Origin of the sequence: Paenibacillus monticola, from assembly GCF_009664975.1 — a bacterium.
Lineage (GTDB): Bacteria > Bacillota > Bacilli > Paenibacillales > Paenibacillaceae > Paenibacillus_AQ > Paenibacillus_AQ monticola.
The window spans coordinates 386,981-412,286 of sequence record NZ_WJXB01000001.1; the positions used below are offsets into that span (position 1 = coordinate 386,981).

Consider the following 25,306-nt stretch of genomic DNA (forward strand, 5'->3'; position numbering starts at 1 on the left):
ATAGGAGGAATGTTAGATGAAGACTTCAGTACAAGCAGGAACAAGCCTGCTCAGTAACAAAATATACATGCGTGTATACACCGCTTTTGCCACTGCGACTTTTGGTGACTGGTTCGACGCATTAGCTATTCAGGTACTTGTGGGATACCGCTGGCAGGCCAGCCCATTGATGCTCGCCCTGATTCCGGTCTCGCTGGCTTTACCCGGTATTCTGCTGGGCTCCGTTGCCGGTGTAGCTGCCGATCGGCTAAACAAACTGAAGCTAATGCGTATCTGTGATCTGCTCACCGCAATCCTGACTGTATTGGTGTTATTCGCTCCGAATATGCTGTGGCTGCTTCCCCTGCTGGCGTTGCGTGCAGCTATTTCCACCCTGAATGTGCCTGCGCAGCAGTCCTTGACCCGCAGCATTGTCAGGGAGGATCAACTGCTGCAGGCAACCTCGCTGAATGGGATCGTCAATCAAGGCTCCAAAGTCGCTGGCCCCCTGCTGGGCGGTTTAGCGTTGTCGGTTCTATCCCCTCAGTGGTGTATTTTGCTCAATGCGGGTTTCCGGACCTGTTCTTATCTGCTCTTGCTCACCGTTAAGAACATCCAGACCGTAGAGGTGAACCCTGCATCCACTGTGAAGGAGGAACCTATTCCACTCCGCACGATGTGGAAGGAAGGCTGGAGTTTTATTTGGCGTAGCAGGCTGCTGTTGAACACGATGCTGTTCGGGGTAGTCGGTGCCCTCGCGATTCAGATGATCGATTTTCAGTTTACCAGCCTCTTTAGGTTGATTGCACCGGATAAGGAGTCCCTACTGGGCTGGCTTGTGGCGGCGTCGGGTGCAGGGGCACTTCTCTCCATTATGGCGATGAACAAAATAAACCGCGGAGCAGGTTATGGCTGGAAGCTCGGAACGGGTTATGCCCTGATTGGTGCTGCCTTCGGAGGTTTGGGATTACTTCAGCCGGGTGTCTCCGTTATGCCAGTGCTATTGTTAGGTTTTGTGTTGGGCGTCGGAAATGGAATGTTCATCATTACCTTCAATTATTGTCTCCAGAAAGAAACGCCACCGCATATGACTGGACGAATATTTGGGATTCAGAGTACCATTCTTAGTGGCGTGATGATTGGAGCTCCTCTGCTTGGAGGTCTGTTGGTCCAAAATGCCGGTCCGAACCGCATCTTTGTGATCTTCGGGATCGTAATCGCTGTGATCGGTGGAGTTGGACTGCTCTTCGGACGAGTGTTATGGCCAGTGGGGAAAGAGGATCAAGTGAGTGGTGAGGTGCCTTTTTAGAAGAGTAGATTCATAGGAGGTATAAATAAGATGAGTGAATTCACATCGGGTACTATTTTGCTGGCAAAGGATAAAGAGGCCGTTAGAAAGCATGCAGCCAAGGGTTCGGTTATGATGCAGCTGAACGACAAGTTTGTTGTTTATTTATCAGAAGATGTTTATATAGGCGAAATAATACCTGAATCTATGATCCAGCTGTCACAAGAAATACCGCTTCTTTACTTCTACAATTTCGAGGATCATCACTGGGGCTACCGTTTGCTTGCGCAAGGAGAGGAAGCCGCAGATTTACATATTGCGTATGAATACGAGGAGGAAATAGCATATAGTATTGCCAAGAAGAAGTACCCGGATATGGGGTTTAATGAACTGTACTTTGGAGGCTTACTGGAGGAGATAAGAGAGGAACTGGAGGCTGGCTCCGTGTTCAAGGAAAGCTTTGAGGCAGTCTTTAATAACTGTCATCTGGAGCTGTTCAGCTTATTAGATGTTTCCGATGAACAAATTACCAGACTTAAAGAAATATTGAATATTGATTATATCCATCATGATATTAGTGAAGGGATGGAATTATCAGAAGAATTTAAAACCATCCTTGGCATCGAAGAGATGTCATTCATCAGACATGAACGAGTGGTGGAATCGGGGGAATATGATGAGCTGTTCTAAATTTCATTTCCTACAGATTATAAAAGCGCACCGTATTCGCAGTTAGAATCTCTTCCGCCTTAAGAGGAGAATATCCATGCAGCGCACCCCAAGCTACGGCTACTTCATGGATCATGGACGGATGTGTAGGGCGTCCGGCAAAAACACCCTCGAATGGCCACGGGCCATCCGTTTCAGCCATGACTAGCTCCGGCGGGTAGCGGAGTGCAAGCTCCTGAATATCCCGTTCGTATAGGATATCAGGGGTGAAGGAAATGAAATAGCCGTGAGCAATCATTCGGGTTATTGCGGCTTCCGACCCTTTGAACCAATGAAAATGAGCATGACTGATGCCATGTTTCTCCAGCAGATCACAGGCAATTAACGCGTCCTCATACACGGCATGCAGCACCACCGGCTTGCCAAGCCGGGCGGCAAGTCCGAGTAAGGTATCCAAAAGTTCAATATAAGGATCCATATCAAAGGCTTCGCCGCGTGCGAGAGCTTCGGCCCGTGAATAGTAGGGAAGGCCGATCTCGCCTACAGCCACAAAGTCTGCTGTGGAACGGCTTCCGATCCACTCCAGCAGTGCCTTTAGTTCTTCCCTACTCGGCAGGGGCTGCTCGGGATGGAAACCGTAGGCCGCTCTGATCACTCTGGGATAAACAGTTGTGAGTTTTTCGGTGCGCAGGCATGAGTCCAGGTTCATGGAGACAGCAATCAATGTTTCGATATCATTTCCGAGTAGTTCGTTCAGCATTTGCTCTGCAACGGAAGAGTCATATTGTTCCAAATGAATATGAGCATCAATCATGAGTGCATTCTCCTTCGCGCCACAAACACAAATCGCGCGCGCTCCAGACATTGGAGAGCGCGCGATTTATTATTGACCTAATAAAATTTTGGTATAGGGTGAATCAATAGGAAGCATAATGACAGGCTCATTCTGTAACGTTGTCACATAACTTTGCAGGGTCCGATAAAAGCTATAGAACTCTGGATCTTTACCATAAGCAAGGTTATAGATCTTTGCGGCTTCTCCTTCACCCTCTGAGATGATCTGCTTGGCATCGGCTCTTGCCTGGGCTAGAAGCTCAGTGGATGTACGATCCGCTTTGGATGTTCTTTTACGTGATTCTTCGTCACCCTCCGATAAATAACGGGCAGCAATAGATTGACGGTCAGATATCATGCGGTTATATACGCTCTGCTTATTTTCCTCTGGCAGATCCGTACGTTTGATGCGAACATCAATAACCTCGATCCCATAATCATCTCTCTTTAAAGCTTCAATAACGTCCTTGGTGATCTCATCATTAATGTTGCCGCGTTCTGTTTTTTCGCTAATGATATTATCGTAATTGACTTCCGATAGCTTCCGGCGAACAGAGTTGTAAACGGCTTCATCTAGCCGTTGCACACCGCCGCTAACCGACTGAACCGTTTTTAAGAATTGTGAAGCGTTCGTAATACGCCAAACGGTATAATTATCTACGACAATTGGCTTTTGATCCTTTGTTAAGATTGTCGTAGGACTGCTTTCATAGGTCATCTGATACTTAGGGAGCGTTGAAGTATTCTCAATGAAAGGAAGCTTTAACTTTAAGCCTGGTTCGGATACGGCTCTTATCGCTTCACCGAATCGGAGAACAATTTTATACTCTCCTTCCTTCACAACAAACAGAGAAGCGGATGCCAAAATAAGTATGACTACGATAGGGGTTAGAATAAACCATTTTTTTCTCATTGTGCATCTCCTCCTTGTGGAGCTGTTGTTGCAGAAGGAGTGGTTGGGGTAGTAGATTTATTGGAACCGCTGCTCAACAACTCATTTAAGGGTAAATAATTAACGGTATCACTATTTGAATTTGTAATAATAATTTTGGCGTTTGGCAGTATTTTTTCCAACGTTTCCATGATCAAACGACTTTCGGTAACGCTGGAACTCTTCTTATACTCTGCATATATTGCATTAAATTGGGCCACGTCACCCTGTGCATTCAATACACGCGCTTTCTTCTCACCCTCGGCGTTCTCGATCAGAGCTTGAGCTTCACCGCGTGCTTTAGGAATGAGATCGTTCTCATATTTCACCGCATTGTTAATTTTCGTATTTTTCTCTTCCCGCGCATTTGTAACTTCACGGAATGCTTCCGTAACCTGTCCACTTGGTGGTTCAATATCTTGGAATTTAATATCAATGATCTGAATGCCGGTTTGGTATTTGGACTGCAGCTCCAAAAGCTGAACTCTAACCTTATCCTGTATGACCGTCTTGCCATCTGTAATCGCATAATCCAATTTCTCTGAACCAATTACGGAACGAATGGACGAAATCGAGGCATTGCGCAAAAATTGTTCAGGGTCATCGATATTGAACAGAAAATCGTGGATATTGCTTATTTTCCATTGCACGACAGCGTCGGCAGAGACGATATTCTCATCTCCGGTAATCATCATCGCTTCTTCTTCAACTTCAATATTCTTACTTGATCCTTCTTCTTGACGGTAACCGATATGAATTCTTTGCGTCAGCTCCGCTGGAACCGTTATGACCTGCTGAATCGGATAGGGCCATTTGAAATGCAAACCTGCTGAAGTTTCTTTGGAATACTTGCCGAAGGTTAGGATGGCAGCACGCTCTTGCTCTTGCACGGTGTAGAACGATGAATAGCCAATAATGAGAATGGCTGCTGCGGCAACGCCGATAACAATCTTTTTTATTGTTCCTGGCGGTAAATCAGGCATCTGGCGACCCCTCATACTGTGGTTCTGGTTGTCATCTGGATTGAAACCCAATAATATCTCTCCTCCTGTTGTTAGAAATTATCAATATAGGAGGTAGTACGTATAAATGGTGAACAGGTTGCTTATTTTGAGAACGCTTCTCATTTATTGTCAAATGAGACATAGAGTCCCTTGTACTTGAGCTCCATTCACTTTCCTGGTTGTACGTAAGCTGCGTACTCTTCATTAGGTACAAATTCAAGAGTTTCCAGTTCCATACCGATGCCTCTCGGTTTGTAGACAAGCTTCAGGGTTCCAATGCTGAAGAATCCAAGGTTCACACTAGTTTCCGCTTTTAGCTTGCCAGCTTCCACGGTGTAATAGGTAACAGCCCCCATTCCCGGCTGTTGGTTATCGTCGACATTTTCACCAAGGCCCGGAAGCGCCAAGGAAACACTGGAAGGCGTGGAGCCTTTAAGCTCAAGGCTGAGCAGTAGCTCATCCTTATTTTTTGTAACGCTTGTGGTTACGTTGGCCGCTACTGCCTGTTCTGCAGTAGGCACTGTAATCTCCTGCCATTGCTGTGGTTTAATCACGTGAAGCTCCTGCGCAACAATCCCCGTTCCCGTTCCGTTCGTCAGCACAACAATTGCCTCCGCCTGACCGTCCTCATCTATATCCGCGTAATAAAGCTGCGGAGGATTCATCGGCAAACGCGGACCTTCCCAAGGGAACGTGTGACGTTCTCCATTCACCTCAAGGATATATCCTTTGTAGGTTTCTCCCTCTTTGAGGGCGGCATATAGTTTGACCTCATTGTTCCCATCTGCCAGTGCAAGTGGCTCGCGGGGAACCCTCACAGTCGTACTAACGCTGCCTGACGTAACCATAAGTACAGTATTTGCAGTATTCAGCTGCACCTCAGCACCAGAGAGACTGTTTAGTGAATCGGCTGGAATGTAGAGATGTCCATTTCGCAGTATCGCTGGGGATTCCATATCTTCATTGCCCGTGAGCAGGATATTTGTGTTGTTTTCATCTGTTAAGGTTAAGGTCTTCAGTGAATTATTCCATTTCAGCTCACAGCGGTAATATTCCAGCAGAACCCTTGCAGGCACATACAGAATATTACTAGAGTAAAAAGGATGAAGAGAGGTGAGGACAGTCTGTCCGTCGACCTCTAGGTTCATTGTTGGTGTAGCGGATTGAGTCTTATCTATTGATGCGGGTGCTCCGCATCCAGCTAAAGAAAGCGCAAGGGCTCCGATAGCGATGAATTTATTCATGAAATTACCTCCAAGGATATAAGTCCAGTTCAGTAAAGTATAGAGTAAATCATCCTACTATAGGTCACTTTCTTTTAATAAAGCAGTTACAAGGGTGTTACATGTTACGGATTAAGGGCTTTAGCAGAATTAAGTGCATTCTCCACAGCTTTTTTAATCACTTTACTGGAATTGGTCGCCCCAGCTATGGCGTCTACCTCCAGCGTTTGCTGTTCTACAATCCGGTCTGTAATGACTTCAGCAGGTTTGCCTCTTTCAGTCTTATGCTTCAGCAGATCAATGTGGATGACTTTCCCACTCTTCACTGTGACCGAGACTTTGGCGTAGATGAAGTCTACATTGTAATCCCCAATATAGCTTCCGTCGGGGATGCTGCTGAACTCGATATTTTGAACCGTGGTATGACTGACTTTATTCTGATAGCTATGTACTCTGTACAGATAGATAAGGAGAGCGGAGAGAGCAATAAGGACAAGCAGCGCACCGAGTTGGATCAGCCGTTTCTTCATTTTTTTATCACCATCCCACTTAACAATTGAAAGCCGTATTCCAGCAATTCCCTGGTCGGAATATTCATCGTCTCCTCAATATAACTGCTCTTATGATGTGCAAGAAGGATAAGCGACGAAAGGCTGGACCAGTAAATAAAGATCGTCGGCTTCACCAGAAGCTCCGATTGCAATAAGCCCTCTCTTTTGCCATTCTCCAGAAGGCCTTCCAAGGCAGCATTGATTTCTTCCCCCACTCGAAAAATATCTTGTTCCACCTGAGTCCCACTCAACGCTTGTAACGGTCTAGTCTGAAAATTCACAATCGCAGCGAAATGAAAAGGAGTGGCTGTATAATAATCGACCAGTTTTTGGCATAACGCCTGATACCTGGAGAGGAACCCCGCTTGAGTGTTCAATCCCTCAGTAACATAGTCTTTCAACAGGGTAATGCCCCTTAAAATAATGGAATAATAGATTTCTTCCTTGCTGCCAAAATAGACATAAACCGTACGTTTGCTATATTCAGCGGTGCGAGCGATATCGTCCATCGTTGTCCCTTCAACTCCATTAGCTGCAAATAACCCTTCTGCCGCCAACAGAATATTCTCCTTATGCATGGCTGCAATAACATCCTTACGAGCTGATCTGTCCATGATTAACCTCCTGTGCTATAAAGTAAACTATTAGTTTACTTTTCCGTAATGTAAAAATACCACGGTTGTGGAGGTGTGTAAATAGGCGATTTCAACGCTCTACTTCTGGAGACGGCTAGGATGTTGAATGTGTTCATTAATAAGCAAAAGCTACAACCTCCTCAGCATCCGGTTATGAGGCCAACAGAGTGAATGATGGGAATGATCAAGCGGAATGGAAGTCCAGCCCAGTCACCTGGCCATCTTGGTGGCAGGTGGATCTAGGCGAAACGGGACCACTTGGACGACTATTGACCGTACGAGTAATACAACCTGTTACTGTAAAACTAGATTCTAGCGGAACAATTAAGCCGTGAATTCATAGAGGCCGTGCAAGAGCTAACCCTCTTGCACGGCCTCTATTGGTTTGTCGGGTACTCATCTAGCAAAACACAGCAGCACTGCTAAAAGTCTTCCAGTGGACCAGTGACACCTGCTGAATAGACGTTTCTTTTGTGGAATGAGGCATAGATCATCGAGCAGATAATGGCGATAACCGCCATGACCGTCATCCCCCAGAAAATATGGGAATAGGCAGTTGCAAGTGGCAGAGAGGCTTGAGCGTTCAGCGCAATACTGGTCATGGTAACACTGAACGCCCCACCGAAGAACTGGACCAGTTGGAAAAAGCCCATGCCTGCGCCGATTTCATCCACATGCAGGATATCCGATATTTGATTAGATACACTTGTTGTCAGTGTGGAGAAGCCGACGCTTAGCAAGATATAGACACCCATGATGGCGTAAAATGATGTTCCGGCTGAAAGAGCAAATAGCGCAGCAGCCGAGAGCAGCAGCCAAGGAGAGATCCTGATAAACAGTCCATTGCCGTAGCGGTTAATGATTCGTCCAACCCGGTTGGAGAGTAGCATGGACACTATGGCACCGGGGAAAATAACCAAACCCGATTGTGCTGGTGTCAGACCATATAGGTGTGCCAGTACCTGCGGGAGCAAATAGAGCGTGGCAAAGTTGTTGATATAGGACACAATGCCAAGCATTATGAGTGACATATAAGTTTTGTTACGAAAGAGGGAAGGCTGCACAAAGGGGTTCTGTGCACGGTGAATCCGCATCCAGAACAGAACCAGGGATACAACTCCAATAAGAAGCAGAACCCAGGAGCGGCTGGTCAGGAACAGCAGAACGCCGGTTGTCCCTATACCTATGAACACGGCACCGAGTAGATCGAAGGTACCCTTTTGTGGTTGCTCTTTAGGAATTAAACGGTAAAAGACAGGGATAAGCAGCAAAGAAATCCCGGTAATAATGAATAGGTCGTGCCAGCCCAGATACTGAGTTACAGTCCCCCCAACCACTGGACCCAGACCGAGTCCGAGGGAGCTGGCAGAGATCACTACAGCCATCGAGTTCCCCCGGCGTTCTGCTGGAATATATCTGGTGATAAGCACGATCGCAAGGCCTGGTACAGAAGCGGCCCCCGCAGCTTGTAGCAGTCTTGCGGAGAGCAGCACGATAAAGCTGTCGCTGAACAGTCCGATCATGGAAGCTGCTCCGAACAAGCTAAGGCCTATGGTAAACAAGGTGCGGATGGGAATGAAATCGGACAGCCTGGAGAAAGTGATCGACATAATCGCGAATATGATTGAGTATCCGGTGACAATCCAGGAAGAGGCTATGTTGGATAGAGCAAATTCTTTTGTGATTTGCGGCAGAGCCAGATTAAACATCATCGTATTCATAACGATAAGGATAATAATGAACCCGAGCATGGAAACAACAAGACCTTCACGGAAAACATATTCCTTGCTAGCTACTGTAGGTGAAGCGTTGGACTGACTCATAAACCCTCCTAATCTTCGATCATTATATTATTGTTGTACTAATATCATAGAACATTAGAAATATAGCATGGGATATGTTAAAATTCAATCAGTAGTTATTCAAGAAGGAGATGTAAGCGCTTTGAAAATACTGCATCATCCCCACAGAGAAGATATTCAGCTAAGCTCCGTACTGCATGCCTTAAGTGACCCTGTACGGCTGCAGATTATAAGCGACATCGCCGCCGGTGGTGAACAGCCCTGCAACAATTTTGATGTGCCTATTGCTAAATCAACCTTGACTCATCATATTCGCACACTGCGGGAAGCAGGGGTTATACAGGTTCGGGTTCAGGGTACGCAGCATATTATTGCGTTGAGGTCCGAGGATTTGAACACTTGTTTCCCGGGATTGCTATCCGCCATATTGAATGTAGGGAAGAATACGAACAAGTAAGAGAGAACACCCAAGAAGCTCATAGCTATTCTGTCCATAAAAGGATGGCGCAGCCGTGAGCTTCTTCATGACAAACACTTCCGTTTCTCCAAAATCCCCAGCAAACAGAGTAACTCTGACCTCCAGACCTCTCATCGCGTTGCTAAACCCAAATATGCAGTGGAAGAATTCGAACAAACAATGTGACAAATAAATATAGCCTGAATAGTTGAAGCTCCAATCTGGCGGACTGAAGAGCCGTTATTTCACGTTCCAGGAGGTGTGGGGAATAGGAAGCGGACTCAGAAGGCGTTATAGAAGCGAAACCAGGTTCTTTTTAGAGGAAATCTTTGCAATAGCGTCACTAGAGTCCACCAAACATCCAAATCGGCTGAATTCGAGTAAATAGATGCTTCTCTGTCCGGTTCCCGACTTGTGCTCTCTTTTCGACCAACAAGCTACCTTATTTTTCTATGTGATCCACTCCACTAGCCACAAATAAATCGAACCATATATTCTATACTTGCCAATATATAGTGTAAGACCGAAGGAGGAATGACGGATGAATCATCCAGATGAATATTCGCAGCTCATCGCGCTTGTGCTTGCCGGCAGCCGTGAAGCGTGTAGTGAGCTATATGAGAGAACCATTCGGGATGTCTATCCAACCGTTCATTTCCTCGTTCGCGAACCTAATGATACAGAGGATGTAGTTCAGGAGATTTATATTCAGCTCTACCGGTCTCTGGGGCAATTTGACGTAAGCCGTCCTTTTCGGCCATGGCTAATGGGTCTGACTATGCGGCAAATTCATGCTTATCGAAGAAAGAGCTGGAGTCATATCCGTATCCTCAAAAAAGCGGAGCAGGTGGAGCAAGCGATAGAATACGATTTCTCAAGTAAGGTAGTGGATAAAATATTCTATCAACCCTTAGTTGCTAGTGTAGATCGTCTACCCTACAAATTGAAGCAAGCCGTTATCCTGCACTATTTGAATGAATACTCCCAAGAGGAAATTTCGGTGATTCTCAGCATTCCGCTCGGAACCGTGAAATCTCGTATTCATGCTGCTCTACAGAAGCTGAGGCAGAAGCAAAAGACTAACATTCTAGTGAGGGGAAAGGTGGAGGATCAACATGAGTCTTGAAGAAGAGCTGCGCACAGCCTTGCGGGAAGAAACCAGGAATTGGATAGCTCCACCCGAACTGAAAGGAAAAATACTGAAGCAGGTACTATCGACGCAAGGGGGAAGACGAATGAAAAAATGGCTCGTGGCTAGTATTGTGGCGGCTTCACTGTTAATTCCTACAGGGGCGTATGCTGGATACCATTACTTGGCTGATTCCATTTACGGTTCGCAGGACAATGTCGTGCAGATTGGAGCTACACAGCAGAAATATGATGAACTGGAGGCCAAACTGCAGAAGGCCAAACAAAGTTACAGTGAACAGGAGTTTACCCAATTAATGGCCCTGCTGAAGGAATTGAGTAGCTATAATCTGAAGATTGCCGATGCGGAGGGAGTGCTTCATCCTGAGCAGTTAAGCGCTGACGATCAGAAATCCTACAAGAGCCTGACCGCTGAGCTGGAACCGTATTTTGCACAATTAAATGTAGCAGGAGGAACGTTGGGGGCGGTGCCAACTCTAACAACCTTCGACACTCTCTGGAATGAGCAACGGGATAGGGCAGAACAAATTCTCAGCCAACAAGAGCTTGCCGCTGTCGACGAAATAATCAATGAGCTGAGAGTTTACGATATTAAGGCGCTTGACCTGGAGGGTAGTATTCATACTGACCGGCTATCAGAGACTGATCTGACCAATCAGAAGCAACTGATAGAACAGCTTAGTCCTTATATGAAAAAGCTGGGTATTATGTTTAAGCCGAGCTCATGAATGATTGGGTAAAGGCTGTAAGCTGCTTCGGGTACTCTACCGAGGCAGCTTTTTTAGCTTTATTTAACTACTGTCCAGGCACTGTTTAGGGTGATTTAATTCCTTCAAAGGCAGAGGTTATCAAATCTTTTATAAAGGTATCGTTCAGCTTTTCGCCGGTTAGCAATAGTCTATAGAATATAGGCCCGTAGATCAGATCAATACTTAATTCAATATTAAGCTGTTCCGGCAGTTCTTTCCTCTGAACCCCTTGTTCTAGAAGCTGGCGTGCCTCTAGTCGACGGGGATTGACATATCTACTCCGATAGGCCTCAGCCAAACCTGGATCAGATTGTCCTTCACCTATGATTTCCGTGATTACGTTACCTTCCGGGCTTGTCAGAAATCTGGCCAGATTCGTAGCATGAATTAATATATCACTGAATACGAAGCCAGTATCAGGTACAGGCAGCCTTGCCGCAGCGGCAGACAGGAAGCCATCCATAATTACAGCAGCCTTGTTCGGCCACCATTTATAAATGGTGGCTTTGCTTACCTGTGCACGCTCAGCAATTTTCTCCACCGTTACAGCCCCGAAGCTTGTTTCCAGCAGTAAGTCATAAGAGGCGGTAAGAATAGCCTTCTCAGCTTCAGCGTTGCGTGGTCTTCCTCTTTTAATGTTCACGGTAAACCCTCCTCGAGTATCTTTCTGTCAAATCAGATGCAAACTATATATACATTATAAATTTTTTGAAAGGTATTTACAATACTGTACGTTTAGTATATCATTTGGATATGAATTAGTGAACTAAACGTTCAGTATTGTAAAAGGGGGAGTTAGAATGAATCATTCAACATCTGAAGGCAAAAAAATTCCAAGTTGGATCATTTTTCTGTTAGCGACGGCGTGTGGTCTTATTGTGGCTAATCTGTATTATGCACAAACTTTGGTAGGACCGATTAGTACAGCTACAGGTCTTTCGCCTGGGGCGGCAGGCTTAATCGTGACGGTGACCCAAATCGGTTATGTGCTGGGGCTGCTGTTTATCGTCCCGCTTAGTGATATTATCGAGAATCGGCGTTTGGTGGTATCGTCGCTGGTTGTCGTACTTGTCGCATTGGTTGCTGCAACTCTGGCATCGAATGCCATCCTGTTCCTAACCGCCTCGCTATTTATCGGACTTGGCTCAGTAGCCGCCCAGATATTGGTGCCGTATGCTACCTATTTATCCTCAGAAGAGCAGCGTGGCCGTGTAGTGGGGAATGTGATGAGTGGTCTGCTGCTGGGTATTATGTTTGCCCGACCGGTTGCCAGCTTCGTCTCGGCACTCTGGAGCTGGCATGCGATCTTTGCGATATCTGCAGTAGTTATTGCGCTGCTGACGATTCTATTGTCGCGGGTTCTTCCTATGCGCCAGCCTGCCCCCACCATGAACTACGGTGGGTTAATACGTTCGCTAGGAACTCTTCTGAAGAACACACCTGTACTGCGCCGCCGTGCGTTCTATCAAGCCAGTCTTTTCGGCGCCTTCAGCTTGTTCTGGACTACAGTCTCCTTGCGGCTGTCCGATACTTTTCACCTGACACAGCAAGGCATTGCCTTGTTTGCCTTGGCAGGTGTGGCTGGAGCAGTAGCGGCTCCCATTGCCGGTAGATGGGCTGACCGCGGTTGGACAAGACCACTGACCGGCCTTGCATTTGTGCTTGCAGCCACAGCTTTCTTGCTAGCCTACCTGTTTCAGGATGATTCCAAGATCGCTCTTGCGCTGCTGGTTCTGGCGGCAATTATGCTGGATATGGGCGTATCCGGGAATCTCGTGCTTGGTCAGCGGGCGATCTATTCGTTAGGCAGCGAAGCGAGAGGACGGTTGAACGGACTGTTTATGGCGATTTTCTTTGTGGGGGGAGCCATTGGCTCATCGCTGGGAGCCTGGTCATATGCGTATGGCGGCTGGAGGTTAACCGTTCTGATTGGAATGGCGATTCCTTTACTGGCGTTCCTGTACTTTTTAACAGAGAAAAAACAATCGTAACGATGGAGAAAGAAAATATTGTATATAGCCAAAATTATATAGGACTCGATTAGCCAGCTCGTTCATTGAGTTGGCTATTTGCATTCTTACGCTAGATAAGGTTTTTTGTTGTTGACCCCACGCTTGTCATGCCCGTCTGCATATTGCGGCCAAGTCCCTCATAGACATGTACTAATCAAGGCAATCAAAACAGGTTAAGGGGATGATGTCATGCGCCGGATAACATGGGTACTCGCGATTATTATGAGCGTGGCCCTGATCATGACGGGGTGCGGGAAAAAGGATGCCGCTTCCGTGGTCAAGGATTTGAACAATGTGGCCGATAAGTTGGAGAGCAAGCAGGGAGCGTATCAAGGTTCGGGCACGATGACCCTGTACTCGGGCGAGCAGCCGCAGGAGTATAAGGTGGAAGTGTGGTACAAGAATCCTTCCTATTACCGGATCAGTCTGGCGAATGTGCAGAAGGATATCACGCAGATTGTGCTGCGCAACGATGAGGGCGTATTCGTGCTAACGCCGAGCCTGAATAAGAGCTTCCGTTTCCAGAGTGACTGGCCAGACCATCAAGGTCAGGTCTATCTGTACCAGACGCTCGTTCGCGGCATTGTCTCCGATAATAACCGTCAGTTTGTGGTGGATGGAGATAATTATGTATTTGAAGTAGCTGCGAATTATCAGAGCAGCGCGCTTGTGCGCCAGAAGATTTGGCTGGATAAGAAGAGCTATGCACCGAAACAGGTACAGGTCTCCGATTCTGAAGCCAAGGTTGTGGTGGACGTGAAGTTCGACAGCTTCAAATTCGATCCAGAGTTTACTAAGGATTCTTTTGATATGCAAAAGAATATGACAACGGGCGCCACTTCGGAAAGCACGGTAGCTGAGGTAGACGAGAATGGCAATCCGGTGGTAGTGCCAGAGGGACAAGAACAGACGGAGCCTCTGGTTGCTGCAGAGTTGGGTGACTTTGGCATCATTGAGCCTGGCTATGTACCGGCTGGAGTGGAGTTCAAGGACTCTAACAAAATCGAGAGCAGTAAGGATCACGCGGTTCTCATTCGGTATGACGGAATTTACCAATACACCATCATGGAATCTCGCCCACTGGATCGTGCGGTGTCGCTGGCTCCCGGAAGTGTGATTGATCTCGGGTTTACAGTAGGCCTTTTGAGTGGGGATGAGCAGCAGACTTTGACCTGGATGAACGAGGGAGTAGAGTACCGGATTACTAGTGCAAATCTACCAGTTAGCGAAATGATGCAAATTGCCGCTTCTATGGAGGAACAATCGGGTAAATAATAAAATGTAGACGGATGCTGTGTTTAAGGGGTTGTTCCCTCTACAACGTGGCGTCCGTTTTCCTTTTTTGCTGATGCCGTCAAGGTCTTTTAGATTTTAAGCAAAAGATAGCTCTGCTCTCATTGACAGCCACCTTCAATTAGCATTAACATTGATGTAAGACAATGATTAATGCGACACTGTAAGACGTTTTACTAAAATGTAAGAAGGTGACTTTGAAGTGCAAGCAAGCTATCGACCGACAGTAGCCGAGATTAATCTGGATGATTTGCGTGCCAATTACGAGGCCTTTCGCTCGGTTTTACCGGCAGAGACCAAGTTTATGGGATGCGTCAAAGGAAATGCGTACGGCCATGGAGCAGTGGAAGTGACACGGGAGCTGGAACGACTCGGAGCGGATTATGTTAGTGTGGCCTTTTTGGATGAAGCATTAGAGCTGCGTCAGGCGGGAATACTGATTCCTATACTGGTGCTTGGCTATACATCTCCAGAAGGGATAATCGTAGCCTGGGAGAATCATGTAACTGTAACACTATTCACCCCGGAGGTACTGGAAGCAGTAAGGCAGCTTCCAAGACATTCGGAGCATCGGCTGAAGGTGCACATCAAGATTGATAGCGGGATGGGACGGCTGGGTCTTATGCCAGCTGACGCACCTGCATTCATCGCTGAAGTGCAGTCTGTAGCGCAAGCGGAGCTGGAGGGCATGTTCACCCATTTTGCCAAGGCAGACGAACAAGACAAAAGCTATACATTGATGCAGCACCAACGATTTATGGGCGTAGTGGAAGCGCTTCGGGAACAGGAAATTGAAATCCCGATCATACATACAGGCAATAGCGCTACTGCCATTGATACACCTCTTCTTTCCTGCAATATGGTGCGTGTAGGCATCAGCTTGTACGGATTCTATCCATCATCCGAGGTTAACCGCCAGCGGGTAGTCTTACATCCGGTCATGACGTTGAAGACGCAGGCTGTTTATGTCAAGAACCTGCCGCCCGATTGGGGCATCAGCTACGGAGCGCGTTACGTCACAGACAGCGTAGAGAGAATTGCAACGCTGCCTGTGGGGTACGCAGATGGATACTCCCGCATGCTAACAGGCAAAGCGGAGGTGTTAATACGCGGACGCCGCGTCCCTATCGTTGGAACCATCTGCATGGACCAATGTATGGTATCGCTCAAATCTTTCGCTGAAGAAGCAGAACAAATCAAAGCTGGCGAAGAGGTTGTACTCATCGGCCGCCAAGCTGACGTGTCCATCACGGCAGACGAGCTGGCTCTCCATCTTGGAACGATTCACTACGAGGTAATTTGTATGCTGACCCACCGAGTGCCCCGCGTATATATACGTGAAGGCATGCTTCCGAACCTGGTGAATGCCTTGCTGCAGCCGGAAAGTTCTGACAGTGATTCTGTGCAGGGAATAAATAGAAGGAAATAGATTGTATACGACTGTGTGATCTATAGTCTATACGAACCGCCATATCTAGTTTATAATGGGATGCAGCATACTTGATATACTGGCGGCATATATTCCTTGTATAAAATTCCTTGTATAATGTAACACTGGAACACAAGGGCAGAAGGTTTGTGGGGGTGGAAGAGAACGTGGCCAATTTGCAAAACACCAAAAGAATCATGATCAGCTTGCCCGATCATCTCTTACAGGAAGTGGATGGAATCGTTCAATTGGAGAATTCCAACCGGAGTGAATTGATCAGGCAGGCCATGAAGCTGTACTTAAGCGAACGGAGGAAACGTTCCATTCGCGAGTCCATGCAGCGTGGCTATATGGAAATGGCCAAGATCAACTTGACCATGGCATGCGAGGCGTTCCTCGCTGAGGAAGATGCAGACAGTACTCTTGGCCGCTTAGTAAGCGGGGTGTAAACATTGATCGTTAAACGCGGCGACGTTTTTTTTGCCGACCTATCGCCTGTAGTAGGTTCCGAACAAGGCGGAGTTAGGCCAGTTCTGGTGATTCAGAACGATATTGGTAATCGCTTCAGTCCAACCGTAATTGTGGCAGCGATCACTGCTCAGATTCAAAAGGCTAAACTACCGACGCATGTAGAAATTGATGCGGCTGCTCACGGCTTTGACCGGGATTCTGTTATTTTGCTGGAGCAGGTTCGAACCATTGACAAACAACGCTTAACTGATAAGATCACCCACCTCGACGATGAGACCATGAAGAAGGTGGATGATTCGCTACAGATCAGCCTTGGTTTGATTGATTTCTAAAGTCGGGCAAGGCTATAGATAGTGAATAATCGTGAAGACGCAACGGGGTTGAATCCGTGCGTCTTTTTGATTTTCATTTTGATGACGGATCAGACTGTATACGTTTCTGTATATGATATGTCTTCACTATTCGCATCTTTTCTGTTAGTATTAGACCATATGGTCGGTCTAGGAGGTGATGGAATGCTTGGCAGCAAAGGACGTTCTGACGGGGAAGAGACAAAGAAACGAATTGTACAGAAGGCAACACAGCTATTTGTGCAGAAGGGCTACGGAGCCGTTACGATGAATGAGGTATGTGTTACGGCGAATGTCAGTAAAGGGAGCCTTTATCATCATTTTTCGAGCAAGGAAGAACTGTTCCTATATGTGGTTGAAGAGGATACAAAGCAATGGCTGCAGGAGTGGGATAACAAGCGAAGCGAGACTACTGGCATAGAGGAGCGGTTCTATGCACTGGCTGAGCACTACGCACATGATTTTCAGAATCCGCTGATTCGGGCGTTGGAGGAATTCTCCAGAAGCAGAACACATCCGCCAGAGATTATTAAGCGGCTTGCCCTAATATACGACAGTACCTTGCGGGCCTCCCGAGAGCTTCTGCAAGAAGGAATAGATACGAATTACCTCCTCACAGGAGATTTAGAGAACTATGTAATCATTGTGAACGGTATGCTTGAAGGTATCGGAAGAGTCGCTGAGATCTCAGTCCAGGCGAAGACACCGGAAGATATCATGAAATATTACCGAGAAGCAGTTAGATTGCTATTGCAAGGTATGCGTACCCACTAAACGAAGAAATACGGAGGAGCGCGGGAGAAGCTTTAGGTCTATGTAGGAATAGAGGTAGAAGTTTCTCCAAGATACCTGTAAGGATGTTTCTTTGCCATTAAATAGACCGGATGGTCGGTCTAGTGGACATTTAATCTGAAAATTTGAACAACTATATAAGTTGAACTAAAAAACTTGGGAAAAGGCAAAAGTAACGGAGGGGGATTTTGGAACTGGAGGAGCGAAAGCGTCCGCCCGAAAGCTTTCCGTAGGAAAGCTCGCATCGAAAGCATAGGCTGTCTCCGGATTTCATCCGCAAACAGCGGAATAAATCAAGAAATCGGGAGACAACAGAGGCCGGAAGTCCAAACATTCACCGCAGTTACGATTAAAGCCGATTTAGGGGAATCATAAGTTTAATTTATATAAGAACAACGGAGGTCATTACAATGTCATTACTGCTTAGAAACAGAGGAGCAATGTTGCTGCTCATGCTTAATATTTTTCTTGCGTTTACCGGAATTGGCTTAGTAGTGCCTATTATGCCTACCTACATGAATGAGCTTCATATGAGCGGACGGATCGTAGGGCTTTTAGTGGCGGCTTTCTCGCTTACTCAATTATTAATATCACCATTCGCTGGCAGATTGTCCGACTCTATAGGCAGAAAAAAAGTAATTGTTGCCGGTCTGATTATCTTTTCCTTCTCAGAGCTGCTGTTTGGTCTGGCCAATGCTTCATGGCTCTTATTCGCTTCAAGAATGCTAGGCGGCATTGGGGCTGCTCTGATCATGCCTGCAGTGATGGCATATACGGCGGACACAACCACTGTAGAGGAACGGGCAAAAGGAATGGGCTATATCAATGCGGCGATTACCACCGGATTTATTATCGGTCCCGGCCTCGGCGGTTATATTGCAGAGTTCGGCATACGCATTCCCTTTTTCTTTGCAGCGGCAGCAGCAACGGTTGCTGCCCTGTTGACGATTGTTATTTTGCCGGAATCCCTCACCGTGGAACAGCGTAAAGAGGTGCAGAGCTCTGCAGGAAACAAGGAGAGTCTTGTGACGCAGCTTGTACGTTCTTACCGGGAACCTTATTTTTTGGGTCTGGTTATTGTGTTCGTCCTTTCTTTTGGATTAGCCAATTATGAGACAGTATTCGGGTTGTTTGTAGATCATAAATTTGGTTTTACACCCAAGGATATTGCCTTTGTGATCACTTTTGGTTCCATCGCCGGGGCGGTTGTGCAAGTCACCTTTTTCGGCTGGATCTTGAACCGCTTTGGGGAGAATAAAGTGATTTCCAGCTGTCTAATGATCGCAGGCTTGTTTATTCTGCTGACACTATTTGTGAACAGCTTCTGGGCCATTATTGTTGTTACATTTATTGTGTTTTTTGCTACGGATATTTTACGTCCGGCAGTGAGTACACAGCTATCCAAAATGGCCGGAGAGAAGCAGGGTTTTGTAGCGGGTATGAACTCGGCTTACACGAGTCTTGGGAATATCGCTGGACCGGTCATCGCCGGTTACCTATTTGATTTGAACATTAATTATCCCTATATGGCGGCCGCGCTGGTTCTGGGTTTATGTTGTGTGTTATCGCTTGGTTCTGGCAGGAAGAGACTTCGGCAGCAAGGATAATATATGGAATAGGAACGGGAAATGAAAGGCTAAACTCTGAGTTAGAGTTTTGGTACGGCGTTAATTTGTGATACTATTTTAGATATGAATCAATGAAAAGACAGACAGGTGTAAGGAAAGAGGGATACTATTGGTTGTAGAAAATAATAACGCGGGTATCGTGACAGATGAAGCGAACGCCAAGCGCGAGCAAGAACTAATCACTGTGGCTATTGCCAAGGAGCTTGGGATCAGCTTGGGACAGGTACGGACAACGGTAGGACTGCTTGATGAGGGGAATACAATTCCCTTTATCGCCAGATACCGCAAGGAAATGACCGGCGAGCTTGATGAGAATGTACTGCGAGATATCGAGGAACGCCTTGGGTATCTGCGCAATCTGGGTGAACGCAAGAAGGATGTTATCCGCAATATTGAAGAGCAGGGCAAGCTGACCAAAGAGCTGCATGAATCAATTATGAACGCGGTCAAGCTTCAGGAAGTGGAGGATTTGTACCGTCCGTTCCGCCAGAAGCGCAAGACGCGGGCCAGTGTCGCTAAGGAAAAGGGATTGGAGCCTTTGGCCAACTGGATTATGGAGCAGCGTAGACAAGGCTTGCCGGCTGAAGAAGCGGTGAAGTATATAGATATAGACAAAGGTGTGGAGTCAGCAGATCTGGCACTGCAAGGTGCCATGGATATCATTGCCGAGAATATAGCGGATGATCCGATTATTCGTTCCTGGGTCCGCCAATATACATCCAGCCAAGGCGTGCTTGTGTCCGAGGCTAAGGATGCGAAGCAAGAATCCGTATATGAGAATTACTATAGCTACCGGGAACCTGTACATAAAATGCCGCCGCACCGTATTCTGGCCATTAACCGCGGGGAGCGGGAGAATGTCCTGAAGGTGGGTCTTGAAGTCATTGCCGATAAGCTCCACGCCTTCATTGGGCGGAAGATTATAAAAGGGCCTTCACCAGTCAAGGATTTGCTGGATGCCGTCATCGAGGATTCCTATAAACGGCTGATTGCGCCGTCTGTAGAGCGTGAGGTGCGTGGAGAAATGACGGAAAAAGGCGATAAACAGGCTATTACCATCTTCTCCGGCAACTTGCGCAGCCTGCTGCTGCAGCCTCCGGTTAAAGGACGCTGTGTACTGGGTGTAGACCCTGCCTACCGTACCGGCTGCAAGCTGGCGGTTGTGGATGATACCGGCAAGCTGCTGGAGGTTGCAGTGACCTACCCAACGCCGCCGCATAACAAAACCATCGAAGCTGCTGCCAAGTTCAAGGAGCTCATTAAGAAGTACGGTATTCAATTGATCGTTATTGGTAATGGTACGGGCTCGCGGGAAACCGAACAATTCACAGCTGAGGTTATTGCTGATATTGGGAATCCGGAGTTGGCTTACCTGATCGTTAATGAAGCTGGAGCGAGCGTTTATTCGGCCTCCAAGCTGGCGCAGGAGGAATTCCCGGATCTGGATGTGTCGGAGCGCAGTGCTGCTTCTATCGCCCGCCGTGTGCAAGATCCACTGGCAGAGCTGGTGAAGATTGATCCGAAGGCCATTGGTGTAGGGCAATACCAGCATGATGTTTCCCAGAAGCATTTGGAGGAGAGCCTGAAGGCTGTGGTAGAGTCGGCGGTTAACCATGTTGGAGTAGATGTGAACACGGCTTCCCCGTCCCTGTTGTCGTACGTTGCCGGGATTAATGGAACGATTGCCAAGAACATCGTCAAATTCCGGGAGGAGAACGGCAAGTTCACCACCCGCAAGCAGCTGCAAAAGGTGCCGCGCCTAGGGGCCAAATCCTATGAACAGTGCATCGGCTTTCTGCGGATTCCTGGCGGGGACAACACGCTGGATCGTACGCCCATCCACCCCGAGTCCTATTCCGTGGTGGATCGCCTGTTCCGTGAGCTGAAGCTGGATGTCAACAGTCTGGGCAGCAAAGAAGTGGCTTCGCAGCTGGAGCTGGAGGCACAGCATGCCGAAGAATTGGCTGTGAAGCTGGATGTCGGCGTGCCCACACTGCGCGACATTCTGGAGAGCCTGCAGCGTCCGGGCCGCGATCCGCGCGAGGAACTGCCTCTGCCGATCTTCCGCACCGATGTGCTGAAAATCGAGGATCTGGTTCCCGGTATGGAGATGCAGGGAACCGTACGCAATGTTATCGATTTCGGCGCCTTCGTCGATATCGGCATCAAGAACGACGGGCTGGTGCATATTTCCCAGCTCAGCGGGAGCTTCGTGAAGCATCCGATGGACGTTGTCTCCGTAGGCGACAACGTCACCGTCTGGGTGATGGGCGTTGACCTCAAGAAGGGTCGGGTCAGCCTGACCATGCGTCCGCCGCGTGTGGAGACCGGGAGCACAAACTAAATAAACAAAGAGAGGCCATCTACTTTATTAATAGAAGTAGATGGCTTTTTTTAGATTAGCCTGCATTCAAAGAACTATGTTATGAAGATCTGTAGTTTATTTGTGGATAGCCCCATAAAAAAGCTGGGAGTCATGATTTTCTATGGGGCATATGCAGAGACAGAGCCTAATTTACAGGTGGTGGCTATGAGACAGAGGCAGGCAGATAATTTTGGTTATCCCTCATGTAATCAGAAAAGATGACAAAGTAGCTGCGAGAACAAGCACCACAAATATGGAACTGATGATTTTCGGTTCTTTATACGGAAGAAACATAAAACTGATTGCCAGCCATCCAACAGCAGCAACGAGGGTGAGCGTAACAACCGGCCATTGAACCACCAGTTTCGGTGCCTGAAGAACAAGGACCAGGCCGAATAACCCAAATAGAATTTCCCCCAATGCGAAGGCGGTATTCATCCCATAATATTAGGTCGTCTCCGTACTGGGAGCACGTACGCTTCGTACATACTGGGAAACCACATCAATTATATAATGCGAAGAACCCGTAACAATAATCCATCCATAGGCCACAAACCATAAAATCATTTTCATGTTTTCAAACTCCCCAAAAAGAATAGTTATGAATTCATTAAAGCAACTTTATCGAAATCCACATGCGTCAGTTGTTTGGATACTTCCCACAGTTTGAATGCGACAGCGTTATCCAATCCTTGCGGAGCGATCTTGGCCGGTTTTGGCAAGCCTCTCAATTCTGAGAATCCGCCGGGACCGTAATAAGTCCCACCCTTCGCGCTTGGCGATGTGGCAGCGAATAGAGTCGGAAGGGCGCCTTGGGCGGCAGGCTGGAATAAGATCGGGCCCAGCAGCCTCCGGGCTATTCCGGCAGAGCTGTTCGGTCCAGCCCCGTTGAGAAGTAGATCCGTGCGCGAAATTCCGGGATGAACCGGAATGCTCAGCAGCCCCCAACCCGACGCGTCACTGCGCCGCTGAAGCTCCAGCGCGAACATAATCATAGCAATCTTAGATTGAGCATAAGATGAACTTGCATGATAACGACGTTCAAATTGCAAGTCGTCAAAATGGATGGCGCCACTGCGGTGGGCAACGCTGCTTAGATGGACCACTCGTGGATTTTTTCCTTTTCGCAGCAAAGGCATCAGATGAGCTGTCAACGCGAAATGTCCGAGGTAATTCGTGCCGAATTGAAGCTCAAACCCATCTTTTGTGATTTTGCGGGTTGGCGGCGTCATTACGCCGGCATTGTTGATCAGAAGATCTAGGCTTTGACGCTCATTATTCATCCGTTCGCCGAATGCTTGTACCGAGGTTAGGCTAGCAAGATCCAATTCTTCAAAGCGTATGTTGGCAGAGGCTACGCTGTTGCGGATCTTTTTAACGGCCTCTGCTCCTTTTGCCTTGTCACGGCCTGCTACAATAACCTCTGCACCATTTTTTGCTAGCTCCAAGGCCGTTTCGTAGCCCAAGCCCCCCGTGCCGGTGACAATAGCCGAACGTCCTCGCTGAGATGGGATATCTGATGCTGTCCATTTAGGGAATTTTTCCATTTTTCTTACACTCCTTAGTTTAATTGCTGTAACTTCCAAGAATTTAGAGACTCGAAACTATTATTCCTTTAAAGATGGATCGCGTGCAACATGTTGCGCTGTTGGGAGTCCGATCGCCGTTCTAAGCTCAATTGAATACAAAGATCATGCTAAATACTATGATCGATGCCTCAAGCCAGAAGGTTTTCTTAAAACTAGCTGTTACATCCACGATGTCGTATCATGATCAAATTCATCTCATTAGTGAGTTACAAATATGAATATTTGTAACTCACTAATGAAATGAATTTACGCTGTTCAGTTACAAAAGTCAACAGTTGTAACTTAGAGTGTATAGTATGTATAATGAATGCATGAAAAATTTAAGCAGAGAACTAATATTGAAAACCGCTCACCGAATGGTAGCTGAACAAGGCATGGAAAAAGTTAATCTTTCAAAAGTCGCAAATGAACTAGGAACGACTCATGCGGCGATTTATAAGTATTTCACAGGAAAAGAAGAACTATGGACTGCTCTTGCACATTTATGGCTTAATCATGAACTGGCCAAACTGCTTCCTTTTGAAACTGGAAATTATTCATCTACAAAGGAAATCGTTCATGACTGGCTATGGATTTTGAGCGAATCCAAATATCAATCTTATTTACATGATCCAGAAATGTTCAAGTTATATACCACTTATATTGATGGGAATCCAATTGTCTGGGCCCTACACATTGAAGAGTTATTGGCAAGCTTAAAAGCGGCAAGTAGAATTGAAGACAACGGGCAGTTACATGCCCTTCTGTTGGCATTCTCCTGGTTTTCCGCACCTGCCTTTGCTGATAAGTGGTTACTGGTTGATATGAAAAGAGAATTTGAAGGGGTCTGGAAGTTGGTTGAAGCGGGGATATTGGAATAATAGCGATATTTAACGGATGGTTTATGGTTAATAAACAACTCGCCAAGGGTCTATAACTTGCCGTTACTGTCAAGATGCAACGGATACTTTTTAAGCCTCAGATCAAGAGGGTGAATCTGAAGGGAACTTTTACTTGAGAAACTGCTTCCTTTGATTAGATAGCTAAAATGTCGATTAGAAAGGTTGGCTATAAATGCTGTTGACGACGGAGGACCAATTAGTCAACGAAATCGCGAGCTGGCTGAAAAAGAATTTTTCGACTGGGATACTGTCCGCCGAGCGCGTAAGGCGTGGGCTAAGGAACGAGAAGTGGATTGTCAAGACGAACAAGGGGAGGTTCTTTGTCAAAAGCTATCACCCCGGGCGGTTTAAGATGCATGATCCAGAGTTTCGCAGCAAGCTTGAAAATGCGCTGCAGCTGCAACTTCTTTTTTATCAGTCGGGAGGACCGTGTCCTGAGCCGCTGACGCTAGATGGAAGCTGCATGCACATTCTGCCATGCGGAAGGTACATGACCGTTATGACATGCTGTCCGGGCGCAATGGTGCCTGCTGGCATGATCGGTGAGCATAGGATGCACTCACTCGGACGAGCTGCCGCGGATATGCATGCTGTCTGGGAATCCGCGGCGACATTAGGAATCGGAGCAGCAGTGCCACTGGGGGAACCGGTTTGGCGGTTGTCTCGCGAGGAGATGGAGCACACCTGGGAGGTAAGTTGGGATGCGGCTCGCGACTCGTCCGAGCGTGTCCGGAACGCATTGCAATTACAGAAGACCATTGTTGATTCCCTAGGAGATGATGAGTTTACGCCTCTGACTGTGGGTTGGGCCCATCTCGATCTGTGGGCAGACAACCTGCTGTTCGAAGGAGACGCTCTGGCAGCCATCGTTGATTTCGACCGAGCACGCTACTCTTTTCCAGCGCTGGACCTTGGACGGGCTATCCTTTCCGGCACGCTCAGCGAACGCGGGTTCCGCAAGGATGCGGTGGTCGCTTTCACTGAAGGCTACCGTAGGATGCGGCCGCTGCCTCCGGGCTCGCTTTTGAAGGCAATCAAGTACGTTTGGTGTCTCGAATCGCTTTGGTGGATCCAGCCGTCGTTCGAATCGTCGAGTGTGGTCCCTGTCCGTTTTGCCGAAGAAATGATTCACACTGCGGAACGTTGGGAGCAACTAGATGCTCTTCTTGGCGATATCTAGTTGAATGTACGCTAACCTAGTACACGGATACGGTAGAGTGGCGAT

General features: G+C 47.3%; 26 protein-coding genes and 1 pseudogene. 16 read left to right on the plus strand and 11 right to left on the minus strand.

What is annotated here, in order from left to right; translation table 11 throughout:
• Nucleotides 1-16 precede the first annotated feature (16 nt).
• Nucleotides 17-1,288: an MFS transporter gene (locus GJB61_RS01705; protein WP_154116516.1), complete on the plus strand. Its 1,272-nt coding sequence runs from the start codon at nucleotides 17-19 to the stop codon at nucleotides 1,286-1,288.
• A gap of 30 nt (nucleotides 1,289-1,318) precedes the next feature.
• Nucleotides 1,319-1,957, plus strand: coding sequence for a hypothetical protein (locus GJB61_RS01710; protein ID WP_154116518.1), 639 nt, complete (start codon nucleotides 1,319-1,321; stop codon nucleotides 1,955-1,957).
• A gap of 10 nt (nucleotides 1,958-1,967) precedes the next feature.
• Here the strand turns inward: GJB61_RS01710 and GJB61_RS01715 are convergent, their stop codons facing one another.
• The 6 genes from GJB61_RS01715 to GJB61_RS01740 form a co-directional block, all read right to left on the minus strand.
• A complete protein-coding gene (locus GJB61_RS01715; RefSeq protein WP_154116520.1) occupies nucleotides 1,968-2,750 on the minus strand; it encodes a TatD family hydrolase in 783 nt (260 codons plus the stop codon).
• A 69-nt stretch (nucleotides 2,751-2,819) separates the two neighbouring features.
• Nucleotides 2,820-3,683 carry a protease modulator HflC gene (gene hflC, locus GJB61_RS01720; RefSeq protein WP_154116522.1) on the minus strand — a complete coding sequence of 288 codons (864 nt, stop codon included), beginning with the start codon at nucleotides 3,681-3,683 and terminating at the stop codon, nucleotides 2,820-2,822.
• Nucleotides 3,680-4,735 (minus strand): FtsH protease activity modulator HflK, encoded by a 1,056-nt coding sequence (gene hflK, locus GJB61_RS01725; protein ID WP_229521407.1) that lies wholly within the window; start codon nucleotides 4,733-4,735, stop codon nucleotides 3,680-3,682. The genes hflC and hflK overlap by 4 nt, the downstream gene beginning before the upstream one ends.
• A gap of 137 nt (nucleotides 4,736-4,872) precedes the next feature.
• Entirely contained in the window at nucleotides 4,873-5,949 is a 1,077-nt protein-coding gene (locus tag GJB61_RS01730; protein ID WP_154116524.1) for a stalk domain-containing protein, read from the minus strand.
• 104 nt (nucleotides 5,950-6,053) lie between these two features.
• Complete coding sequence (locus tag GJB61_RS01735) at nucleotides 6,054-6,458, minus strand: FMN-binding protein (RefSeq protein WP_154116526.1); 405 nt, start codon at nucleotides 6,456-6,458, stop codon at nucleotides 6,054-6,056.
• On the minus strand, nucleotides 6,455-7,093 hold the full coding sequence (locus tag GJB61_RS01740; protein ID WP_154116530.1) for a TetR/AcrR family transcriptional regulator: 639 nt from the start codon (nucleotides 7,091-7,093) through the stop codon (nucleotides 6,455-6,457). Before GJB61_RS01740 ends, GJB61_RS01735 begins: the two co-directional genes overlap by 4 nt.
• A gap of 158 nt (nucleotides 7,094-7,251) precedes the next feature.
• Between GJB61_RS01740 and GJB61_RS01745 the strand changes: the two are divergent.
• A pseudogene (locus GJB61_RS01745) lies at nucleotides 7,252-7,449 on the plus strand (hypothetical protein); the annotation flags it as partial.
• 87 nt (nucleotides 7,450-7,536) lie between these two features.
• Here GJB61_RS01745 and GJB61_RS01750 read toward each other — a convergent pair.
• Nucleotides 7,537-8,937, minus strand: coding sequence for an MFS transporter (locus tag GJB61_RS01750; protein WP_154116533.1), 1,401 nt, complete (start codon nucleotides 8,935-8,937; stop codon nucleotides 7,537-7,539).
• Between the two features lie 121 nt (nucleotides 8,938-9,058).
• Here GJB61_RS01750 and GJB61_RS01755 point away from each other — a divergent pair, with 121 nt between their 5' ends.
• The 3 genes from GJB61_RS01755 to GJB61_RS01765 all read left to right on the plus strand — a co-directional run bounded on the left by GJB61_RS01755 (nucleotide 9,059) and on the right by GJB61_RS01765 (nucleotide 11,250).
• Complete coding sequence (locus GJB61_RS01755; RefSeq protein WP_154116535.1) at nucleotides 9,059-9,373, plus strand: ArsR/SmtB family transcription factor; 315 nt, start codon at nucleotides 9,059-9,061, stop codon at nucleotides 9,371-9,373.
• Nucleotides 9,374-9,914: 541 nt separating this feature from the next.
• On the plus strand, nucleotides 9,915-10,499 hold the full coding sequence (locus tag GJB61_RS01760; RefSeq protein ID WP_154116537.1) for a sigma-70 family RNA polymerase sigma factor: 585 nt from the start codon (nucleotides 9,915-9,917) through the stop codon (nucleotides 10,497-10,499).
• The gene (locus GJB61_RS01765) at nucleotides 10,489-11,250 is read left to right on the plus strand and encodes a DUF3600 domain-containing protein (RefSeq protein WP_154116539.1); all 762 of its coding nucleotides are present in this window, start codon (nucleotides 10,489-10,491) and stop codon (nucleotides 11,248-11,250) included. Before GJB61_RS01760 ends, GJB61_RS01765 begins: the two co-directional genes overlap by 11 nt.
• A gap of 85 nt (nucleotides 11,251-11,335) precedes the next feature.
• Here the strand turns inward: GJB61_RS01765 and GJB61_RS01770 are convergent, their stop codons facing one another.
• Complete coding sequence (locus GJB61_RS01770; protein WP_338115639.1) at nucleotides 11,336-11,914, minus strand: TetR/AcrR family transcriptional regulator; 579 nt, start codon at nucleotides 11,912-11,914, stop codon at nucleotides 11,336-11,338.
• Between the two features lie 157 nt (nucleotides 11,915-12,071).
• Here GJB61_RS01770 and GJB61_RS01775 point away from each other — a divergent pair, with 157 nt between their 5' ends.
• The 8 genes from GJB61_RS01775 to GJB61_RS01810 all read left to right on the plus strand — a co-directional run bounded on the left by GJB61_RS01775 (nucleotide 12,072) and on the right by GJB61_RS01810 (nucleotide 21,590).
• Complete coding sequence (locus tag GJB61_RS01775) at nucleotides 12,072-13,262, plus strand: MFS transporter (protein ID WP_154116544.1); 1,191 nt, start codon at nucleotides 12,072-12,074, stop codon at nucleotides 13,260-13,262.
• A gap of 210 nt (nucleotides 13,263-13,472) precedes the next feature.
• Complete coding sequence (locus GJB61_RS01780) at nucleotides 13,473-14,558, plus strand: LolA family protein (RefSeq protein WP_154116546.1); 1,086 nt, start codon at nucleotides 13,473-13,475, stop codon at nucleotides 14,556-14,558.
• 220 nt (nucleotides 14,559-14,778) lie between these two features.
• Nucleotides 14,779-16,005, plus strand: a complete 1,227-nt coding sequence (gene alr / locus GJB61_RS01785; RefSeq protein WP_338115640.1) for an alanine racemase — start codon at nucleotides 14,779-14,781, stop codon at nucleotides 16,003-16,005.
• A gap of 167 nt (nucleotides 16,006-16,172) precedes the next feature.
• Nucleotides 16,173-16,454: a CopG family ribbon-helix-helix protein gene (locus GJB61_RS01790; protein WP_025698676.1), complete on the plus strand. Its 282-nt coding sequence runs from the start codon at nucleotides 16,173-16,175 to the stop codon at nucleotides 16,452-16,454.
• Nucleotides 16,455-16,457: 3 nt separating this feature from the next.
• Complete coding sequence (locus GJB61_RS01795) at nucleotides 16,458-16,808, plus strand: type II toxin-antitoxin system PemK/MazF family toxin (protein WP_042124727.1); 351 nt, start codon at nucleotides 16,458-16,460, stop codon at nucleotides 16,806-16,808.
• A 183-nt stretch (nucleotides 16,809-16,991) separates the two neighbouring features.
• Nucleotides 16,992-17,600: a TetR/AcrR family transcriptional regulator gene (locus tag GJB61_RS01800; RefSeq protein WP_195724192.1), complete on the plus strand. Its 609-nt coding sequence runs from the start codon at nucleotides 16,992-16,994 to the stop codon at nucleotides 17,598-17,600.
• A 428-nt stretch (nucleotides 17,601-18,028) separates the two neighbouring features.
• Nucleotides 18,029-19,225, plus strand: coding sequence for an MFS transporter (locus GJB61_RS01805; protein WP_154116550.1), 1,197 nt, complete (start codon nucleotides 18,029-18,031; stop codon nucleotides 19,223-19,225).
• 157 nt (nucleotides 19,226-19,382) lie between these two features.
• Nucleotides 19,383-21,590: a Tex family protein gene (locus tag GJB61_RS01810; RefSeq protein ID WP_420819726.1), complete on the plus strand. Its 2,208-nt coding sequence runs from the start codon at nucleotides 19,383-19,385 to the stop codon at nucleotides 21,588-21,590.
• Between the two features lie 222 nt (nucleotides 21,591-21,812).
• On the opposite strand, the gene GJB61_RS31465 is transcribed toward GJB61_RS01810, so the two are convergent.
• The 3 genes from GJB61_RS31465 to GJB61_RS01820 are packed head-to-tail and all read right to left on the minus strand — an operon-like array spanning nucleotide 21,813 to nucleotide 23,158.
• Entirely contained in the window at nucleotides 21,813-22,049 is a 237-nt protein-coding gene (locus tag GJB61_RS31465) for a hypothetical protein (protein ID WP_229521408.1), read from the minus strand.
• A 9-nt stretch (nucleotides 22,050-22,058) separates the two neighbouring features.
• Nucleotides 22,059-22,184: a hypothetical protein gene (locus GJB61_RS32105; protein ID WP_267490768.1), complete on the minus strand. Its 126-nt coding sequence runs from the start codon at nucleotides 22,182-22,184 to the stop codon at nucleotides 22,059-22,061.
• A 26-nt stretch (nucleotides 22,185-22,210) separates the two neighbouring features.
• Nucleotides 22,211-23,158 carry an SDR family oxidoreductase gene (locus GJB61_RS01820; protein ID WP_154116557.1) on the minus strand — a complete coding sequence of 316 codons (948 nt, stop codon included), beginning with the start codon at nucleotides 23,156-23,158 and terminating at the stop codon, nucleotides 22,211-22,213.
• 353 nt (nucleotides 23,159-23,511) lie between these two features.
• Between GJB61_RS01820 and GJB61_RS01825 the strand changes: the two genes are divergently transcribed.
• On the plus strand, nucleotides 23,512-24,060 hold the full coding sequence (locus GJB61_RS01825; protein WP_154117277.1) for a TetR/AcrR family transcriptional regulator: 549 nt from the start codon (nucleotides 23,512-23,514) through the stop codon (nucleotides 24,058-24,060).
• Nucleotides 24,061-24,253: 193 nt separating this feature from the next.
• Entirely contained in the window at nucleotides 24,254-25,261 is a 1,008-nt protein-coding gene (locus GJB61_RS01830) for a phosphotransferase (protein WP_154116559.1), read from the plus strand.
• Nucleotides 25,262-25,306 lie beyond the last annotated feature (45 nt).

Excerpts from the sequence above, each read along its gene's own strand:
- GJB61_RS01735 (WP_154116526.1), bottom strand. The coding sequence starts at position 6,458 with ATGAAGAAACGGCTGATCCAACTCGGTGCGCTGCTTGTCCTTATTGCT.
- GJB61_RS01710 (WP_154116518.1), top strand. The coding sequence starts at position 1,319 with ATGAGTGAATTCACATCGGGTACTATTTTGCTGGCAAAGGATAAAGAG.
- GJB61_RS01760 (WP_154116537.1), top strand. The coding sequence starts at position 9,915 with ATGAATCATCCAGATGAATATTCGCAGCTCATCGCGCTTGTGCTTGCC.
- GJB61_RS01830 (WP_154116559.1), top strand. The coding sequence starts at position 24,254 with ATGCTGTTGACGACGGAGGACCAATTAGTCAACGAAATCGCGAGCTGG.
- GJB61_RS01715 (WP_154116520.1), bottom strand. The coding sequence starts at position 2,750 with ATGATTGATGCTCATATTCATTTGGAACAATATGACTCTTCCGTTGCA.
- GJB61_RS01780 (WP_154116546.1), top strand. The coding sequence starts at position 13,473 with ATGCGCCGGATAACATGGGTACTCGCGATTATTATGAGCGTGGCCCTG.
- GJB61_RS01805 (WP_154116550.1), top strand. The coding sequence starts at position 18,029 with ATGTCATTACTGCTTAGAAACAGAGGAGCAATGTTGCTGCTCATGCTT.
- hflC (WP_154116522.1), bottom strand. The coding sequence starts at position 3,683 with ATGAGAAAAAAATGGTTTATTCTAACCCCTATCGTAGTCATACTTATT.
- GJB61_RS32105 (WP_267490768.1), bottom strand. The coding sequence starts at position 22,184 with ATGAAAATGATTTTATGGTTTGTGGCCTATGGATGGATTATTGTTACG.
- GJB61_RS31465 (WP_229521408.1), bottom strand. The coding sequence starts at position 22,049 with ATGAATACCGCCTTCGCATTGGGGGAAATTCTATTTGGGTTATTCGGC.
- GJB61_RS01705 (WP_154116516.1), top strand. The coding sequence starts at position 17 with ATGAAGACTTCAGTACAAGCAGGAACAAGCCTGCTCAGTAACAAAATA.
- GJB61_RS01800 (WP_195724192.1), top strand. The coding sequence starts at position 16,992 with ATGCTTGGCAGCAAAGGACGTTCTGACGGGGAAGAGACAAAGAAACGA.
- GJB61_RS01765 (WP_154116539.1), top strand. The coding sequence starts at position 10,489 with ATGAGTCTTGAAGAAGAGCTGCGCACAGCCTTGCGGGAAGAAACCAGG.
- GJB61_RS01825 (WP_154117277.1), top strand. The coding sequence starts at position 23,512 with ATGAAAAATTTAAGCAGAGAACTAATATTGAAAACCGCTCACCGAATG.
- GJB61_RS01750 (WP_154116533.1), bottom strand. The coding sequence starts at position 8,937 with ATGAGTCAGTCCAACGCTTCACCTACAGTAGCTAGCAAGGAATATGTT.
- GJB61_RS01775 (WP_154116544.1), top strand. The coding sequence starts at position 12,072 with ATGAATCATTCAACATCTGAAGGCAAAAAAATTCCAAGTTGGATCATT.
- GJB61_RS01820 (WP_154116557.1), bottom strand. The coding sequence starts at position 23,158 with ATGGAAAAATTCCCTAAATGGACAGCATCAGATATCCCATCTCAGCGA.
- GJB61_RS01730 (WP_154116524.1), bottom strand. The coding sequence starts at position 5,949 with ATGAATAAATTCATCGCTATCGGAGCCCTTGCGCTTTCTTTAGCTGGA.
- GJB61_RS01740 (WP_154116530.1), bottom strand. The coding sequence starts at position 7,093 with ATGGACAGATCAGCTCGTAAGGATGTTATTGCAGCCATGCATAAGGAG.